At 43.8% G+C, this 15,553-nt stretch carries 18 protein-coding genes; 14 read left to right on the forward strand and 4 right to left on the reverse strand.

Translation table 11 applies throughout. From position 1 onward, the window contains the following. The first annotated feature begins 75 nt into the window (after positions 1-75). From HZA10_08225 to HZA10_08250, 6 genes are all read left to right on the forward strand, one after another. Entirely contained in the window at positions 76-348 is a 273-nt protein-coding gene (locus tag HZA10_08225) for a cell division protein ZapA (protein ID MBI5196293.1), read from the forward strand. A gap of 5 nt (positions 349-353) precedes the next feature. Then, on the forward strand, positions 354-1,835 hold the full coding sequence (gene lysS, locus HZA10_08230) for a lysine--tRNA ligase (GenBank protein ID MBI5196294.1): 1,482 nt from the start codon (positions 354-356) through the stop codon (positions 1,833-1,835). 47 nt (positions 1,836-1,882) lie between these two features. Further along, a complete protein-coding gene (locus HZA10_08235) occupies positions 1,883-3,106 on the forward strand; it encodes a lipoprotein-releasing ABC transporter permease subunit (protein ID MBI5196295.1) in 1,224 nt (407 codons plus the stop codon). A gap of 34 nt (positions 3,107-3,140) precedes the next feature. After that, complete coding sequence (locus tag HZA10_08240) at positions 3,141-3,437, forward strand: hypothetical protein (protein ID MBI5196296.1); 297 nt, start codon at positions 3,141-3,143, stop codon at positions 3,435-3,437. Next, complete coding sequence (locus HZA10_08245) at positions 3,403-4,101, forward strand: ABC transporter ATP-binding protein (protein ID MBI5196297.1); 699 nt, start codon at positions 3,403-3,405, stop codon at positions 4,099-4,101. Before HZA10_08240 ends, HZA10_08245 begins: the two co-directional genes overlap by 35 nt. 289 nt (positions 4,102-4,390) lie before the next feature. Continuing rightward, complete coding sequence (locus HZA10_08250) at positions 4,391-5,695, forward strand: thymidine phosphorylase (GenBank protein MBI5196298.1); 1,305 nt, start codon at positions 4,391-4,393, stop codon at positions 5,693-5,695. Positions 5,696-5,944: 249 nt separating this feature from the next. On the opposite strand, the gene queF is transcribed toward HZA10_08250, so the two are convergent. From queF to hpt, 3 genes are all read right to left on the reverse strand, one after another. Further along, positions 5,945-6,304, reverse strand: coding sequence for an NADPH-dependent 7-cyano-7-deazaguanine reductase QueF (gene queF, locus HZA10_08255; GenBank protein ID MBI5196299.1), 360 nt, complete (start codon positions 6,302-6,304; stop codon positions 5,945-5,947). 98 nt (positions 6,305-6,402) lie between these two features. Next, positions 6,403-7,326 carry a hypothetical protein gene (locus tag HZA10_08260; GenBank protein MBI5196300.1) on the reverse strand — a complete coding sequence of 308 codons (924 nt, stop codon included), beginning with the start codon at positions 7,324-7,326 and terminating at the stop codon, positions 6,403-6,405. A 102-nt stretch (positions 7,327-7,428) separates the two neighbouring features. Further along, complete coding sequence (gene hpt, locus HZA10_08265; GenBank protein MBI5196301.1) at positions 7,429-7,950, reverse strand: hypoxanthine phosphoribosyltransferase; 522 nt, start codon at positions 7,948-7,950, stop codon at positions 7,429-7,431. Positions 7,951-8,119: 169 nt separating this feature from the next. On the opposite strand from hpt, the gene HZA10_08270 reads away from it, so the two are divergent. From HZA10_08270 to HZA10_08280, 3 genes are all read left to right on the forward strand, one after another. Continuing rightward, positions 8,120-9,418 (forward strand): nodulation protein NfeD, encoded by a 1,299-nt coding sequence (locus tag HZA10_08270; protein MBI5196302.1) that lies wholly within the window; start codon positions 8,120-8,122, stop codon positions 9,416-9,418. An 18-nt stretch (positions 9,419-9,436) separates the two neighbouring features. Then, positions 9,437-10,195 (forward strand): slipin family protein, encoded by a 759-nt coding sequence (locus HZA10_08275; protein ID MBI5196303.1) that lies wholly within the window; start codon positions 9,437-9,439, stop codon positions 10,193-10,195. Positions 10,196-10,512: 317 nt separating this feature from the next. Further along, entirely contained in the window at positions 10,513-10,800 is a 288-nt protein-coding gene (locus HZA10_08280) for a PGPGW domain-containing protein (GenBank protein ID MBI5196304.1), read from the forward strand. A 62-nt stretch (positions 10,801-10,862) separates the two neighbouring features. Here the strand turns inward: HZA10_08280 and HZA10_08285 are convergent, their stop codons facing one another. Then, complete coding sequence (locus HZA10_08285) at positions 10,863-12,278, reverse strand: TldD/PmbA family protein (GenBank protein MBI5196305.1); 1,416 nt, start codon at positions 12,276-12,278, stop codon at positions 10,863-10,865. A 201-nt stretch (positions 12,279-12,479) separates the two neighbouring features. On the opposite strand from HZA10_08285, the gene HZA10_08290 reads away from it, so the two are divergent. From HZA10_08290 to HZA10_08310, 5 genes are read left to right on the forward strand one after another with little or no spacing between them, the layout of a single operon-like run. Next, positions 12,480-13,187, forward strand: a complete 708-nt coding sequence (locus tag HZA10_08290) for a prepilin-type N-terminal cleavage/methylation domain-containing protein (protein ID MBI5196306.1) — start codon at positions 12,480-12,482, stop codon at positions 13,185-13,187. After that, positions 13,184-13,666: a prepilin-type N-terminal cleavage/methylation domain-containing protein gene (locus tag HZA10_08295; GenBank protein ID MBI5196307.1), complete on the forward strand. Its 483-nt coding sequence runs from the start codon at positions 13,184-13,186 to the stop codon at positions 13,664-13,666. Before HZA10_08290 ends, HZA10_08295 begins: the two co-directional genes overlap by 4 nt. Next, the gene (locus tag HZA10_08300; GenBank protein MBI5196308.1) at positions 13,663-14,607 is read left to right on the forward strand and encodes a prepilin-type N-terminal cleavage/methylation domain-containing protein; all 945 of its coding nucleotides are present in this window, start codon (positions 13,663-13,665) and stop codon (positions 14,605-14,607) included. Before HZA10_08295 ends, HZA10_08300 begins: the two co-directional genes overlap by 4 nt. Then, on the forward strand, positions 14,571-15,206 hold the full coding sequence (locus HZA10_08305; GenBank protein MBI5196309.1) for a hypothetical protein: 636 nt from the start codon (positions 14,571-14,573) through the stop codon (positions 15,204-15,206). Before HZA10_08300 ends, HZA10_08305 begins: the two co-directional genes overlap by 37 nt. 43 nt (positions 15,207-15,249) lie before the next feature. Further along, a complete protein-coding gene (locus HZA10_08310; protein ID MBI5196310.1) occupies positions 15,250-15,552 on the forward strand; it encodes a hypothetical protein in 303 nt (100 codons plus the stop codon). Position 15,553: the final 1 nt, after the last annotated feature.

A 15,553-nucleotide genomic window follows, 5' to 3' on the forward strand; every position in this document is an offset into this window, starting at 1 on the left:
GTCAAGTGAAAAACTTTTTAAAACCAACACTTGAACCCTCGAACCCTGGAATCCTTGAATCCTGAAAAAAAACAAATGGCTGCAAAAACTATTGAAGTCCAGATATTAGGGCAGAATTATTCCATCAAGGTGGATGAGGATGAGGCATATGTAAAATCCCTGGCGCAGTATGTTGATGAAAAACTCAGGGAGATTTACAGCAACGCCCCTACGGCAAACCACCTTAAAGTTGCTATTATGGCTTCTCTTAATATTGCCGATGAACTCTTTAAGCTCAGGATGGAGCATGAAAATCTTGACAGGATGATTGAGGAGAAGACTAAGATTCTGTCAGGGCTGGTGGAGTAACTGCTATGGAAGACACTAACGATTTAATACAGGAACGGTTCAAAAAACTTAACACCCTTAAGAAGTCCGGGATTGACCCTTACGGCGGTCCTTTTGATGTCAAAGACAGGGCAAAGGACATAATTGATAATTACGGGCCTCTAAGCAAGGAAGAGCTTAAGGCAAAGAATGTCAGTTGCACAATTGCAGGCAGGATAATTGCCATGAGGGACTTTGGAAAGGCCTGCTTTGCCCACATCCAGGATGCAACAGGCAAAATTCAGGTCTATCTGAGAAAGGATGCCCTCGGCGCAGGCTATGACATACTTAAGAATATTGACATTGGGGATATTGCCGGCTTAAGCGGCAAGGTGTTCAGGACCAAGACAAATGAACTTACGATTGAGGCTAAAGATATCACCCTGCTTTGCAAATCCCTGAGACCCCTGCCTGAGAAATGGCACGGTCTTAAAGACATTGAAACCCGCTACAGGCAGCGCTATGTGGACCTGATTGCAAATCCTTCCGTAAAGGAGATGTTTTTAAAACGGAGCAGGCTTATTAAATCAATCAGGGATTTTTTTGACGCAAGGGGCTTTATGGAAGTTGAGACACCTATGATGCATCCCATCCCCGGCGGGGCAAATGCAAAACCGTTTAAGACCCATCATAACGCGCTCGGCATGGACCTTTATCTAAGGATAGCGCCTGAGCTTTATTTAAAGAAGCTTATTGTAGGCGGATACGAGAGGGTTTATGAAATCAACAAAAATTTCAGAAATGAAGGCATTTCCACAAGGCACAACCCTGAATTTACCATGCTGGAATTTTATATAGCTTATACTGATTACAGATATTTGATGGGCTTTACTGAGGAGCTTATTACTTTTTTATGCGCAGAGACTGCCGGCGGATTGAGTGTGCCTTACGGAGATGCGGACGGCACCATTGATTTTACTCCGCCGTGGAAGAGACTGACCATGCATGACGCAATGCAGATGCACAGCGTTGACCCTTCTGTTTTCAACGGGTTGACTGCTGCAAGGGATTACGCAGTTAAAAACGGCATTGATATAGATAAAAAGGCAACTCACGGAAAAATTCTTGACGAAATATTCAAAGAAAAAATTGAACCCAATCTGATACAGCCGACATTTATACTTGATTATCCTGTTGAACTTTCCCCCCTAGCAAAGAGGAAGAAGGAAGATCCTGGACTTGTGGAGAGGTTTGAATTGTTTATTGGCGCCCGGGAGATTGCGAACGCCTTCTCAGAGCTGAATGACCCGGCAGACCAGAGGGAGAGATTTTTAAGTCAGGTGGAGGCAAGGCAAATGGGGGATGAGGAAGCAGGTTTTATGGATGAGGATTTTGTCAGGGCATTGGAATACGGCATGCCGCCCACTGCAGGGGAAGGAATAGGCATTGACAGGCTGCTGATGCTGCTTGCAAATGCACAGTCAATAAGGGATGTAATCCTGTTTCCGCAGTTAAAACCGGAACAATAAATACAGTGAACAGTGAACAGAAAATTAATAAAGGCACATCATTTTATCTGCCATATCAGCTTTTCATAAGCCTCCGTTACCTCAGGACCAAAAAAAAGCAAAGGGGCATTTCGGTAAATACCGCAATCTCCATTGCAGGGGTTGCGCTCGGCGTTACGGCTTTGATTATAGTCCTTTCGGTAATGAGCGGGTTTCAGGATGACCTCCAGAAAAAAATACTCGGCGTGAATGCCCATATTGTTGTTTTAAGTTATGAAGGGAAATTAAAAGGGCAGGCAGAACTCCGCGAAAAGATCGGCAGGATTAAGGGGATTAAAAATTCCACCCCATTTGTTTATGGTCAGGCAATGCTCGGCTCAGGCGCCAAGGGGCATGGCGTTGTTGTAAGGGGCATAGAGCCTGATGTTGAAATCATGACAACGGATATTTTTAAAAATATTAAAAATGGAAGCATTGATGCGCTGAAGAAAGATACCGGCACTCCGGGGATAATAATCGGCAGGGAACTTTTAAGAAATCTGGGTTTGTTTGTCGGCGATGAGGTCAACCTGATATCGCCGTTCGGCATTGCCGGCCCTCTCGGGATGCTCCCGAAGATAAAGAAGTTTAAAGTCGCCGGGTTTTTTGAGGCAGGGATGTATGAATACGACTCAAGCCTTGCCTATATAAATATAAAAGATGCTCAGGATTTTTTTAATTATCAGGACAGTGTTACTGGAATTGAAATAAAGGTTGATGACATATACAGCACAGAAAAGACAGGCCTTGAGATTGAGAATACGCTTGGTGTTCCGTATTACACGCGGGACTGGAAACAGATGAACAAAAATCTTTTTGCGGCTTTGAAATTGGAGAAAATCGTCATGTTTATAATACTTGTCCTGATAGTGCTTGTAGCATCATTCAATATCATAAGCAATCTTGTAATGATAGTGATTGAAAAATCCAGGGAAATCGCCATCCTTAAGGCAATGGGCGCAACCAGCAGGGGAATTATGTCTATCTTTGTGATACACGGGCTGATAATAGGAATTGTCGGCACAATTATCGGGATCACAGGCGGTTATACGGTCTGCTATCTGCTGAAGACATATAAGTTTATTAGCCTTCCTGCCGACGTTTATTATCTTAGTTACCTGCCTGTAAAGATGAATCTGCCTGATTTTATTGCCGTGTCAGCCGCTGCTGTTTTTATAAGTTTTATTGCAACTATTTATCCTTCGTGGCAGGCTGCAAAATTAAATCCTGTGGAGCCGCTGAGATACGAGTGAGAAAGTTAAAAGTTGAGAGTTAAAAGTTAAGGATATGTTTAAGCTTATTTTCAGAATAATTGCTGTTTTTGTAATCCTGATTGTCGCTGTTATTGCCCTTGCTGTTTGGAAGGGTGGGGATGGTTTCAGGTGGATCGGCAGAAAGACTGAGTCCGCAGGCAGGGCGGTTGAAAAGCTCGGCGACATGGTTGACGGCATAAAGGAAGGGAAGGAAAGGGCGGGAAAGGCATTAAAGGGAATAAAAGAAGGCATGGATAATAAAGAGGATAAAAAGCAGGGTCAGGCACAGGATAAAAATGAAGGCATTAATAAGCGTAAGAAATCTGAATAAGACTTTTTCGGGCAATGGCATAGAGCTTCATGTCCTGAAGGGGATAAACCTTGAGATATATGAAGGGGAGGTTGCCGCCATAATGGGACCTTCAGGCGTGGGCAAAAGCACTCTGCTTCATATCATTGGAACCCTTGATATGCCGACATCAGGAGATGTTTTTTATGAAGACAGGGATATTTCTTCACTTGATGAAAATGCCCTGTCAGGCTTCAGGAACAGGACAATCGGATTTATTTTTCAGTTCCATCATCTTTTGCCGGAATTTACTGCCGTTGAAAATATAATGATGCCGGCGATGATAAGTCAGGGGTCAAGGGGTCAAGGGGTCAAGGGGTCAAGTTATGGAGAGATTAAAGAAAAGGCAGAGAGGCTTTTAAAAGAACTTGATGTATATGAAAGAAGAAATCACAAGCCGGGAGAACTCTCAGGCGGCGAACAGCAGAGGATTGCGGCGGCGAGGGCGCTTATACTTGAGCCGAAGATTGTATTTGCTGATGAACCCACCGGCAACCTTGACACTCAGACAGGGGATGAGCTGTTTAATCTTCTGATTGACTTAAACAGGAAAAAGGGCATAACTTTTTTAATCGTAACGCATAACGATGCCCTTGCATCAAAGTGCGGAAGGATTATCAGGATACTGGACGGGCGGGTCGTGTGAAGAAGATGCAAAGGGAGGGTATTACTTAGATTGTCATTTCGGTTTCAAAGGCATATATGCCCTCAAAACTTTAAGAAAGCAACTGTGATTATTATTTGTCATGCTGCAAAAAGTTTTAAGTATTTGCTTTTGGACTATTTAATACAGGCAGCATGACTTTTAATGTGTTGCCCTTAAAGTTTTTCAGGTACATATGCCTTTGGGAGGCTGTCATTCCGGCTTGTCCGGAATCGTTTTTCAAAGGCATACATGCATTTGCAGGGAGGTTTTACCGAGTAAAATTTGTAAAATGCGCGCATACGACATTATAAAGAAAAAAAGAGACGGATACAGCATAAGCCGCAGTGAATTTGCCGGATTTCTGACAGGCTATTTAAGAGGCGATATTCCTGACTATCAAATGTCTGCTTTTCTCATGGCAGTGTTTTTTAAGGGCATGACCCGTGAGGAAACTGCTGATATGACGGAGATAATGATTTCCTCAGGGCCTGTGATTGACCTCTCGGATATTCCCGGACCTAAAGTTGATAAACACAGCACAGGCGGTGTCGGAGACAAGGTAAGCCTGATACTTGCCCCGCTGGCTGCATCTGCCGGTGTTGTGGTGCCTATGATGTCAGGCAGGGGGCTGGGGCATACAGGCGGCACTCTTGACAAGCTTGAAAGCATCCCGGGTTTCAGGACCTCACTTAAGGTAAAAGAGTTTAAGGAAATACTCTCAAAAATTAATTGTGCCATGATTGGTTATTCAGATGAGATGGCTCCGCTTGACAGAAGGCTTTATACATTGCGGGACGTAACTGCCGCTGTTGAATCCATACCGCTTATAACGAGCAGTATAATGTCTAAGAAGCTGAGCGAAGGCATTGAAGGGCTTGTGCTTGATGTAAAGACAGGCTCGGGTGCATTCATGAAGGATATTGAAGATGCAAGAACTCTCGCAAAGGCAATGGTGGATACGGGGAATGCCTTTGGCGTTAAGACAACCGCTGTTATTACTGATATGAACGAGCCTCTCGGAATGGCAATAGGAAATTCCATTGAGGTGGTTGAGGTAATAGAGTTTTTTAAGGGAAACGGTACTGACGATCTGATGGAGGTTACGCTTTACCTTGGCGCAATGATGCTGAAGACAGCAGGCATAGAGCTGGATATTGAAGGGGGCAGGAAGAGGCTTGCAAGACTTATTGAAAGCGGCGCGGCGCTTGAGAAATTCGGGGGAATGGTTGAACTTCAGGGAGGCAATCCAAGGATAATTGAGAGACCGACGCTTCTGCCGCACTCGTGTTTAAGCGTTGATATATTTTCTGAAGAAAAAGGCTATATCAGGCATATTGATGCAGAGGCAGTGGGAACGGCCTCTATGATTCTCGGCGCCGGAAGAGAGCGGATTGATTCTGTCATTGATCCTGCGGCAGGGATTCTCCTTAAAAAGAAGACAGGGGATTTTGTTGATAAGGGTGAGATGCTTTGTTCTTTCTGCACCCACGATGAGGCGCTGGTTCAAAAGGCAAGGGAGAAATTTATGGGTACGCTGAAAATCGGAGACACTCCTCCTGAAAAGAGGAAGATGATTTTGGAAGTGATTGGATAGTAGCCAGCAGGTATGCATACCCTCAAAATCTTTAGAAAGCAGCCTGCCTGCCGGGGACACGAAGTTTTTTTCATTGCAAAATTATCAATTAGCATTTCAAAATGGTTGTCATTCCGGCTTGTCCGGAATCTTTCTTTAAGAAGGTCGTAGCGACTCTTCGCGGAGACTCGCTACGAGATTCCCGACGCGCTTCGCTTGCGGGAATGACAGCCCATTTTCGGGATTTAATACATGGGCCAATAGCGTAAATTACGCCGTTACGCGTATAATTGTCTTAACATTTCCCCGCGGATTAAAATCCCCAGTAACCTCCAGCCGCCTCGGCCTAAGAAGTTTTTTCAGGTCGTCAAAAATCCGGTTTGTCACTGCCTCATGTGAAATGTGCAGATTTCTGAATTTGTTAAAGTAGAGCTTCAGGGATTTGAGTTCAACAATAAATTTATCCGGGATGTAGTTGATTTTTATTACTGCGTAGTCAGGATAGCCGGAGCGCGGACAGAGGCATGAAAACTCCGGAAAATCTATTTCTATATTGTAGTCGCGATCAGGATAGGGGTTTTCCCATTTCTCAAGTTTTGCCTTTGATATTATTTTTTCGCCGTATTTCATTTCTTTCAGATATTCTTTAAAAAATTTTAATATTTAGCCACTGATTTTCACAGATTTTAAAAAATTGTATGTTTCTTTTTTTCTGTGTGAATCTGTGTTTATCTGTGGCAAATTATTTTTTTTATTTTGTTTAATAAAATAGTTTCAATTTCATCCTCGTTATCAGACGGCATGGGCACATTGTCAAACAACTCCCATCTTTCAATATGCTCTGCTTTTGCCCCCGGCTCAAGCAAGGTAAGCGGTGACAGCGTTTCCATCTCCAGCATGAAATCATTTGTGTATGTTTCATATGATACACCAAAATCAGGATAGCGCGCATCTGTTTTATGCGTGTAATATTTTATGAAGAGATGATTGTGATTAAAATATGCAGCCCACCCGTTTTCATTGGAAGCGCCGAATTTAAAGGGCTTTGTCATGCCTGTATTTTGCTGCAGAATGATATATTTATCTCCCCAGCATGCACGCGGGTCATTCAGTTTTGTATAAGGCCAGAGTGATATTATCCGGTTTGGCAGCAGTCCTGTATCTTTACTGCTCTGGGGAATGACCTCCTTGCCTCCTTTTGCCATTGCCGACAGGCTCCACACCGAAAGTTCAACAGGCCATGGCCCTTTATTAATCAGGCGGTGAATAATTTTGACTGCAGTGTTGCCGGTAGAGAGTGTAACCTCCATTTCTTTTTTAATTAGGGTATGCGGTTCAGTGTCCTGAGTGGTTTTTATGCCGTCATGAAATTTTTCCCATTCTACCGGATTGTTGTCAGGCACATAAGTCCGCGGCATTGATTCCGGGCTGTGCCAAAGGCGGTGCCCTCCGTAGATCCGCCACTCGTCCCCGCCTGTTAATCCCATAGTTGATTCAATCTCGCAAAACTCATTCTCCTGTCCAACAAAGCCGTATCTGATTATGCGCGGACCTACATCAACAGTCACTATTAAATCAACTATGCCGTTTGTGAGCTGTATGCAGTTTTGCCATCCGGCATATGGGATTATTTGTGTTTTTATTGAAGACATGAAAGTAAGGTTAAATCCAAATTTCAAAATCCAAATGCCAAATAAATTTATAATTTAAGCGTTAATATTTGAATTTTGAGCTTTGATATTTGACATTTTAGCTCAGACGCTTTCTTTGAATATGGCTATATAAGGAAGATTTCTGAACCTGTTTTCATAGTCAAGCCCGTAGCCGACTATATATTCGTCAGGTATCTCAAAGCCGATATAGTCCAGCGGCACATCAACTTTCCTCCGCGGTTTTTTATCCAGAAATGCACATATCTTAAGCGAGGCAGGCTGGCGTGTGAGGAGCATCTTCCTTAAATGATTGAGAGTAAAGCCTGTATCCACAATATCTTCTATTAAAATTACATCCTTGCCTTTTATGTCTTCCCTTAAATCGGTGCGTATGTCAATTTCCCCTGTGGACTCTGTCTTTGCATAACTTGACACAATGAGGAAATCAATTGTCATGGGGACCTGAATGGTCCTTACAATATCGGCAAAAAACATAAAGGCGCCTTTTAATATTCCAACTGCCAAAATTTCCTTTCCTTCATAGTCACGGGAGATTTTTCCTGCAAGTTCTTTTACCCTTTGCTGAATTTGCTCTACTGTTAAGAATGGCTTGCTGATTATCATAATTTTTTCTCCTGTGAGTTTTAGTTATATGTTATTTGTTATCCGAACAATATATAGCTTATAACGAATTTCTTAAGTTGCTTCAACACTTGACCCCTTGAATCCTTGAATCCTGTCTTTCTGTTTATGTCCTTGACACCATTTATAATATAAAGATATAATTTTTTCAATGAAAAAGAAAGTCTTTTTTGCTTTTTTTGTTGTTTCTGCTGTTTTTCTCCTGCCTGTCCTCTCTAATGCCGACATAATAATCATTAAGGCAAGCGGCGTTGTAAACCCTGTAATGGCAGAGTATATATCCAAAAGCATTGATGAGGCGGTAAAGGAAAAAGCCGGCGCCCTTGTTATTGAACTTGATACCCCCGGAGGGCTTGATGCATCAATGAGGATTATAGTTAAAAAAATAATAGCAAGCGAAACCCCTGTGGTGGTTTATGTATCTCCGAGCGGTTCAAGGGCGGCGTCTGCCGGCGTCTTCATAACGCTTTCCGCGCATGTGGCTGCTATGGCTCCGGGCACGAATATCGGAGCCGCACATCCCGTTGGTCTGGACGGAAAGATGGACAAGACAATGTCCGAGAAGGTGGAAAACGATGCCGCCGCATACATAAAATCAATAGCAGAGAAAAGGGGCAGGGACTCAAAATGGGCAGAGGATGCTGTGAGAAAAAGCATATCTGCTACTGAGGCGGAGGCGCTTAAAAGGAACATCATAGATTTAGTGGCGCCTGATATGGGCACGTTGCTGAAGGATATCCACGGCAGGGAGGTGGAAACAGCGGCAGGCAGGCGCGTTATAAATACCAAAGATGTCAGGGTTAAGTATCATGAAATTAATCTGAGGCATAAATTATTAAGCCTCATCAGCGACCCTAATGTGGCATATATATTATTGATGCTTGGTTTTTACGGCATATTTTTTGAACTTACAAACCCGGGCGCTGTATTCCCGGGCGTATTCGGCGCCATATCGCTGATACTTGCATTTTATTCACTGCAGACACTGCCTGTAAATTATGCCGGACTTTTTTTGATTATTCTCGGCATTATCTTCTTTATCCTTGAGATTAAAATTGTTTCTTACGGTTTGCTTACCTTGGGCGGTATAATAGCCATGTTTATTGGTTCTCTTATGCTTTTTGAATCGCCGCTGCCGTTTTTAAAACTTTCAATAAAGGTTATTCTTCCGGCAGTGGTGCTTACCGCATTGTTTTTCACCCTGACTATCAGGCTTGCGGTAAAGGCCTACAGGCGGAAGCCGGTTACAGGCATGGAAGGCTTAATCGGGCTTGAAGGCGTGGCAAAAACAGATGTTAACGATAAAGGCGGGACGGTCTTTGTGCACGGGGAGATATGGAAGGCGTGGAGCGATGAGTTGATAAAAACGGGCGAAAATGTCAAAGTTGTTTCAATTGAAAACTTAAAGCTGAAGGTTTATCCTGTTAGAAAAGCCGGTTCTGACGGATAAAAAGAAAGGGGGAGTAAGATGCCTATATTTTCAACAGGTTTTATTCTGGTTGTTATCATGGTTATATACTTTTTGTCAAGCGCCATAAAGATTCTCCGTGAATACGAAAGAGGTGTTGTTTTCAGGCTTGGCAGGCTGATACCTATCAAAGGCCCCGGTCTTGTGATAATCTGGCCTGTCATTGATAAGCTTGTCAAGGTGGGGTTAAGGACTGTGACGCTGGATGTGCCTCCGCAGGATATAATTACGAGAGACAATGTTACTGTAAAGGTAAACGCAGTTATGTATTACAGGGTTATTGACCCTACAAAGGCAATAACAGAAGTAGAGTCTTTTGATTATGCAACATCCCAGATAGCGCAGACAACGTTGAGGAGCGTTCTCGGACAGAGCCAGCTTGACGACCTCCTTGCCAAGCGGGATGAATTAAATATGGAACTTCAGAAAATCATAGACCAGCAGACAGAGCCGTGGGGTATTAAGGTTACGGCGGTTGAGGTAAAAAATGTTGACCTCCCTGCCGAGATGCAGAGGGCCATCGCAAGGCAGGCGGAAGCTGAAAGGGAAAGAAGGGCAAAGATAATTCATGCAGAGGGAGAGTTTCAGGCGTCCCAGAAACTCGCTGATGCAGCAGTGATAATAGGCAGTACGCCTATGGCTTTGCAATTAAGATACCTTCAGACGCTGACAGAGGTGGCGGCAGAGAAGAATTCAACAATTTTGTTCCCGCTGCCCATAGACCTTGTAACTCCGTTTTTGAAAAAAGCAGAGAAATAGAAAAGGTTGAAGGATGAGGGATGAAGGTTGGTTTCCCCTCTAAAAAGAGGGGTACGGGGGTGTGTTGTAAATAAAGACTTGACAATAACAGCATACATGCCTTTAAAACTTTAAGAAATTTGCGAAAACTCTCTGTGCTTTTGGTACAGGGTTACCTTAATTTTCGTCATTCCGTCCCGATACATCGGGAATGCGGAATCCAGACGTCGTCCTCATGAAAATGGGGAACTAGAATTTTATAATCCTGGATTCCCGCCTACGCGGGAATGACAGCTATAGGAATTGAAGAATTTTTTCCGGACACTACTAATATAAACATGCAGATAAATGAAGATAAAAAGCATACGATAACAACCATTCAGCAGGCAAAACGGGTTGTCAGGATTGTGGTTGGATTTACGGTGCTGTTTATCGGAGTTGCTATGATTGTTTTGCCGGGGCCTGCTACTGTAGTGATTCCAATTGGTCTGGCTATTCTTGCGACAGAGTTTGTCTGGGCAAGAAAATTATATAAACGTTTTAAAGATGGCGCAAGCAGCGTTAAAAAATCTATTTTTAATAACAACAAAGATAAAAAGGCACAAAGGGACAAAGGCACAGAGTGACAGCAGAACAACGGCACAAAGGCAGAAACTTTTTGCCTTTGTCACTCAGCGCCTTCTTTATTTCATGCGCTTATATCCATTTCCCCTATCAAAAGGCTTGGGGAGCCGATGTTGCCGTAGAATCTGAGGTCGCTTCCAACTTCTTCTACTTTTTTAAACAATTCAAGGATATTGCCTGAAATAAGCGCCTCTTTTACCGGATACACTGCCGAGCCGTTTTCAATCCAGAGTCCTGAGATGCCTATTGAAAAATCACCTGAAATCGGATTTGCAGTATGCACGCCCATTGCATCAAGAACGAGGAGACCTTTTGATAGCGACTTTATTAAAGGGTTTGAGGGTTCAAAGGTTCGGGGATTCGAGTGAAAAATTACTTGACCCCTTAAATCCTTGAATCCTTGAATCCTAACTTTTTTGTACGGTTCTATATACAAATTAGTCACATCCACGCCGGGCAGGCTTTTAAAACTTCCCCTTACGGCATTTCCGGTTGATGCGACGCCGTCTTTTTTTGCGGTATAGGTATTATGAATAAAGGCGGTGAGCCTGCCTTCGGAGATAAGGGTCTTTTTTGAGCCGGGCATGCCTTCATCATCAACAGGCTTAGTGCCGATTCCCCACGGCATAAGGGCATTGTCAATCACATTGATGAGAGGGCTTATGATTTGCTCTCCGATTTTGCCTGCAAGAAAAGACCTTTTTTTCTGCACGGCGTCTGCGGATAAGGATGCGCTTAAAATGCCGAGAAAGTTAAATGCAGTTGATGAATCAAGTATAACAGGCGCCTTGACAGGTGAAATCTTCCTTGCGCCTAAAAAGCTTATTGCCATTTTTGACGCATTTGCGCCGGTTGATGTGAAATCTATATCACTCAGTCTTCTGCTGACTGCAAAATCCCCGCCGAGCTGATTGTCCTGCCCGTCGCTTGCCAGCGCCAGAATATGGGCTGTTGCAGCACTTGTTTTGTATGAAATGTTTATGCCTTTGGAATTATATATTGCAGTGGTGGAAACGCTGAAAATCGCCATTGCGTTTCTTACCTTTTTTATCCTCTTATCAAAATTTACAGCGCCTTCTTCCAGAATAAAAGCCTTTTTTATGGCATCTTCTTCGCTGATGTTTTCAATTTCTTTGTCCAGCACTAAAATCCCCCCCATCCCCCCTTTGTCAAAGGGGGGATGGGGGGGATTTGGAATTTCATTATATTGGTCTGCCTCTGTCCACAAAGTCCCTTCAACTGCCTTTTCCACCGCCTGCCTGAGTTCTTCGGGCTTTGTTATATATGAAAAACCGAGTTTCCTGTTTTTTAAAACCCTAACCGCAATGCCGCAGTCATTGGCGGCCTCAAGCGCCTCAACAGCTTTATACTTGACCTCAACAGACAGTCTTTTGGAGGTTTTTATAAAAACCTCGGCTGCGTCGCAGCCGCTTTTTAGGGCTTGTTCAACTGCATCAGAAGCTAATAATCCGGTGTCCATAACCTGTATTATACAATATAAAAAATTATACTTGTTTTTGAACCGGACATCTTAATGATATAATTATGTAATGGATTACATAATAAATATGTAATCCATTACATAGAGAGGCATTAAAATTTTAACTATCTCATTGTAAAATCAGGCTATTTGTTATTGGCAGTTTTTTTGCATATTTAGGTAATGGAGGGAGAGTTGAGAATGCTGACGGCAGTGAGGGGATACAGAAGGACTATCACAGGAAGCAGAGGTGTGACATTAATTGAACTCATAGTCGCTGTTGCTATAATTGCAATAATAGCTCTTTTTACAGCCCCCCAGATCGGAAGATTCAAGTCAAATTATAACTTGAGGTCGTGCGCAACAGAATTGTTTCAGAATATGAGGCTTGCAAGGGCTATGGCGATAAATGAAAATAGGGCATATTTGATAGTATTTGATACTTTAAACGGAAGATATCTTATCGGTTTTGACGCTGACGGGGATGATGCGCTTACCACCGCGAATAATGATACGTTCGGCTTTTGCAAAGATGCTGACGGCGACAGGCTGCCTGAAGGAGATACAGACGCTGACGGAGACGGCGTGCCTGACTGTGTGAGGGTAGTGAACCTGAACAATTGCGGGGACAACATCGTCTTTGGCTATGGGAGCGGAACTACTCCGCCCAACAGGCCTGACGGTGCTGCAATTTCAACATCAGGCATAGGATTAGATAGCGGTGCATCATTTATCAGTTTTACAGCCAACGGAGCGGCAGAAACTACAGGGCTGATTTATATGCAGCAGACAAGCCGCGGGTATAGTTATAGTGTGCAGATAAGCAATACCTCAGGCAGTATGAATATGTGGAAATGGAATGGAGACAAAGACAACTCAACAGTTACGACATGGACGGAGATAAGATGAAAACAGTTCACGGTTCACAGTTCACAGTTCACGGACAAAAAGGTCTTACTTTAATTGAGGTTTTAATAGCGCTGACAATTCTTTCAATCGGACTGCTGGGTGTCGCCTTAATGCAGGTAACGTCAATAAGCGGGGGAATGTTTGGCAGGGAAATGGCTGTTTCAACAACGCTTGGACAGGATATGCTTGAAAAACTCAGAACCCTTGAGTATACGTCGTTAACCACTGATAATGCCCTGCTGTCGGGTAACCACCCGGACTCTACGGATGTGTCAGACGGGCTGGCGGTGGGTGTGGGCAGCGCCAATATCACAGATGAGCGCGGACAAACTACAGGTCCGCAGATTTATACGAGGACCTGGTCAGTGACGGACAGCAGCCCTGCAACGAACATGAAGACCCTTACGGTTACTATAAGTTGGACCGCAAAAGGAGCCGCACATTCAATAATAATGACAGGGGTGAAGGTGAGGTCATGAAAATACAGATTACAGAACACAGATTACAGAGCACAGATTACAGAACACGGAAAAACAGTCGGGGTTCTGGGCTCTGGTCCCTGGGTTCTAAGAGTGGGTTTACCTTAACTGAATTATTGCTTGCGCTTGTCATAACGGCCCTTGCGACTGCGGCGGTTTACACGTCTTTTATAGTTCAGCAGCGTTCGTTTGTATCTCAGGATCAACTGGCAGAGACACAGGTATCTTCAAAAATTGCTTTTGACATGATTGCCAATGATGTAAGAAATGCCGGTTTCGGATATCCGGCTGCTGAGAATCCTTCCATAAACGGCAGCACCGGAGCGGTCACTATAAGTGATGCGGCAGGACCGAACAACAGCGATACTATTACCCTTCTTGCAGGGTTCAAAAGTATTGCAACTCTTTATGGTGCAGATGCCGTTATAGGAGGCACAACCATCAGTATAAGCTACACAGGCACAACTTATTTTAATTTAACCGACAGGAGATACCTGAGCCTTGACGGGCTGGATTTTGCTCAGATAAACAACTGCACCCTGCAGGATGGGAATTGCTCGTCTTTATATGCCTTGACCCTTGACAGGGGAATAAATAAGCCGTTTCCTATCGGCAGGTTTATATATCTTGTTGAGAGCGTTACATATCAAATCAGCGGAAGCGATCTGCAGAGGGTTTCAACAAGCAGAGGCACTGAAATAGTCGCCAATAACATTGAGGATTTTCAGGTTGCAGCCGTAGATCAGGACGGAGACGGCAAGACGGACCGGCTCAGGGTGAGTCTCCTTGCGCGCACTGCAAATGAAGACCAGACGCTTGAGCCGTCCACAAAACCGTACTATTCTACCGGAATTGTCATTGAAGGCAACACAACGCTTGACACGGATAAATTCAGGAGAAGGGTGTGGACGATGGAACTATCGCTGAGGAATCCGATATGAAGAAACAGGCAGCAGGTCACAGGTCACGATTGACAGTAGAAAATGAAAAAGGCATTGTCCTTATTGTGAGCCTTTTGCTTTTGCTTGTGGCAACTGTGGTCGGCATAGCAGCGCTCTCAACATCTACGACAAATGTTATAATTGCCGGTAATCAGAGAGTAAAAGAGATCAATTTTGCCGGCGCAGACAGCGGCGCATATATATGCGCCGCTATCATTGATAACACGGCTTTTTACAGCAGTGTTGACTCAAATTATTCTTCGCTGGTTCAGGACAGCAGCGATTTTCTGGATGAGATTAACGGCGGAGACAGCGGTGATTGTCCTGTATCGTCTCCGACTTGCACAAATCCTGCCCCGGATATACAATTTACCATGGGAAGCGGCTCTTCAGCAATTACGGTTTCCATAGATGTTGATTACCTTTATGCCGCTTTTTCTGCAGGCAGCGCAGTAGAGTTTGCATCAGGTTATGAGGGGCTTGGCAAGAGCGCTTCCGGAGGGGGCGCGAGCATTTATTATGCAGTGACTTCTGTCGGACAGGGCAGTGTCGGATCGGAGAATTCCGTATATGCAGTATATAGATATGTTACTAAATAGGCGTGTGAAATTGCATTTTGTAAGAATGCCGAAGGAGGCGGGAATGGATAAGAAAATTGTTAACATTGTGATTATGAGTACAATATTGCTTGCATTGGCTTTGCCTGTATTTCCCAAGTCAACAGGCAAGGATGAATGGAAAAAAGGGAGTGTTACGAGTGTGCATGAGAATTCCATCGGCATTGACGGCAGGAGGCACTATGTATCCGATTCTGTAATTATGAAGGATATTTCTGACGAAATTCTGACTAAAGACTTGAAAATACTGAAAGGGGTGGATGAGATTCTCTACAAAATGGACAAAGGGGAGATTACAGAGATAAAAATATTCAGAAGGAGGCATTAAG

The organism is Nitrospirota bacterium, assembly GCA_016212185.1.
Taxonomy (GTDB): domain Bacteria; phylum Nitrospirota; class Thermodesulfovibrionia; order UBA6902; family DSMQ01; genus JACRGX01.

Excerpts from the sequence above, each read along its gene's own strand:
- HZA10_08225 (MBI5196293.1), top strand. The coding sequence starts at position 76 with ATGGCTGCAAAAACTATTGAAGTCCAGATATTAGGGCAGAATTATTCC.
- lysS (MBI5196294.1), top strand. The coding sequence starts at position 354 with ATGGAAGACACTAACGATTTAATACAGGAACGGTTCAAAAAACTTAAC.
- HZA10_08240 (MBI5196296.1), top strand. The coding sequence starts at position 3,141 with ATGTTTAAGCTTATTTTCAGAATAATTGCTGTTTTTGTAATCCTGATT.
- HZA10_08245 (MBI5196297.1), top strand. The coding sequence starts at position 3,403 with ATGAAGGCATTAATAAGCGTAAGAAATCTGAATAAGACTTTTTCGGGC.
- HZA10_08250 (MBI5196298.1), top strand. The coding sequence starts at position 4,391 with ATGCGCGCATACGACATTATAAAGAAAAAAAGAGACGGATACAGCATA.
- queF (MBI5196299.1), bottom strand. The coding sequence starts at position 6,304 with ATGAAATACGGCGAAAAAATAATATCAAAGGCAAAACTTGAGAAATGG.
- HZA10_08260 (MBI5196300.1), bottom strand. The coding sequence starts at position 7,326 with ATGTCTTCAATAAAAACACAAATAATCCCATATGCCGGATGGCAAAAC.
- hpt (MBI5196301.1), bottom strand. The coding sequence starts at position 7,950 with ATGATAATCAGCAAGCCATTCTTAACAGTAGAGCAAATTCAGCAAAGG.
- HZA10_08270 (MBI5196302.1), top strand. The coding sequence starts at position 8,120 with ATGAAAAAGAAAGTCTTTTTTGCTTTTTTTGTTGTTTCTGCTGTTTTT.
- HZA10_08275 (MBI5196303.1), top strand. The coding sequence starts at position 9,437 with ATGCCTATATTTTCAACAGGTTTTATTCTGGTTGTTATCATGGTTATA.
- HZA10_08280 (MBI5196304.1), top strand. The coding sequence starts at position 10,513 with ATGCAGATAAATGAAGATAAAAAGCATACGATAACAACCATTCAGCAG.
- HZA10_08285 (MBI5196305.1), bottom strand. The coding sequence starts at position 12,278 with ATGGACACCGGATTATTAGCTTCTGATGCAGTTGAACAAGCCCTAAAA.
- HZA10_08290 (MBI5196306.1), top strand. The coding sequence starts at position 12,480 with ATGCTGACGGCAGTGAGGGGATACAGAAGGACTATCACAGGAAGCAGA.
- HZA10_08295 (MBI5196307.1), top strand. The coding sequence starts at position 13,184 with ATGAAAACAGTTCACGGTTCACAGTTCACAGTTCACGGACAAAAAGGT.
- HZA10_08300 (MBI5196308.1), top strand. The coding sequence starts at position 13,663 with ATGAAAATACAGATTACAGAACACAGATTACAGAGCACAGATTACAGA.
- HZA10_08310 (MBI5196310.1), top strand. The coding sequence starts at position 15,250 with ATGGATAAGAAAATTGTTAACATTGTGATTATGAGTACAATATTGCTT.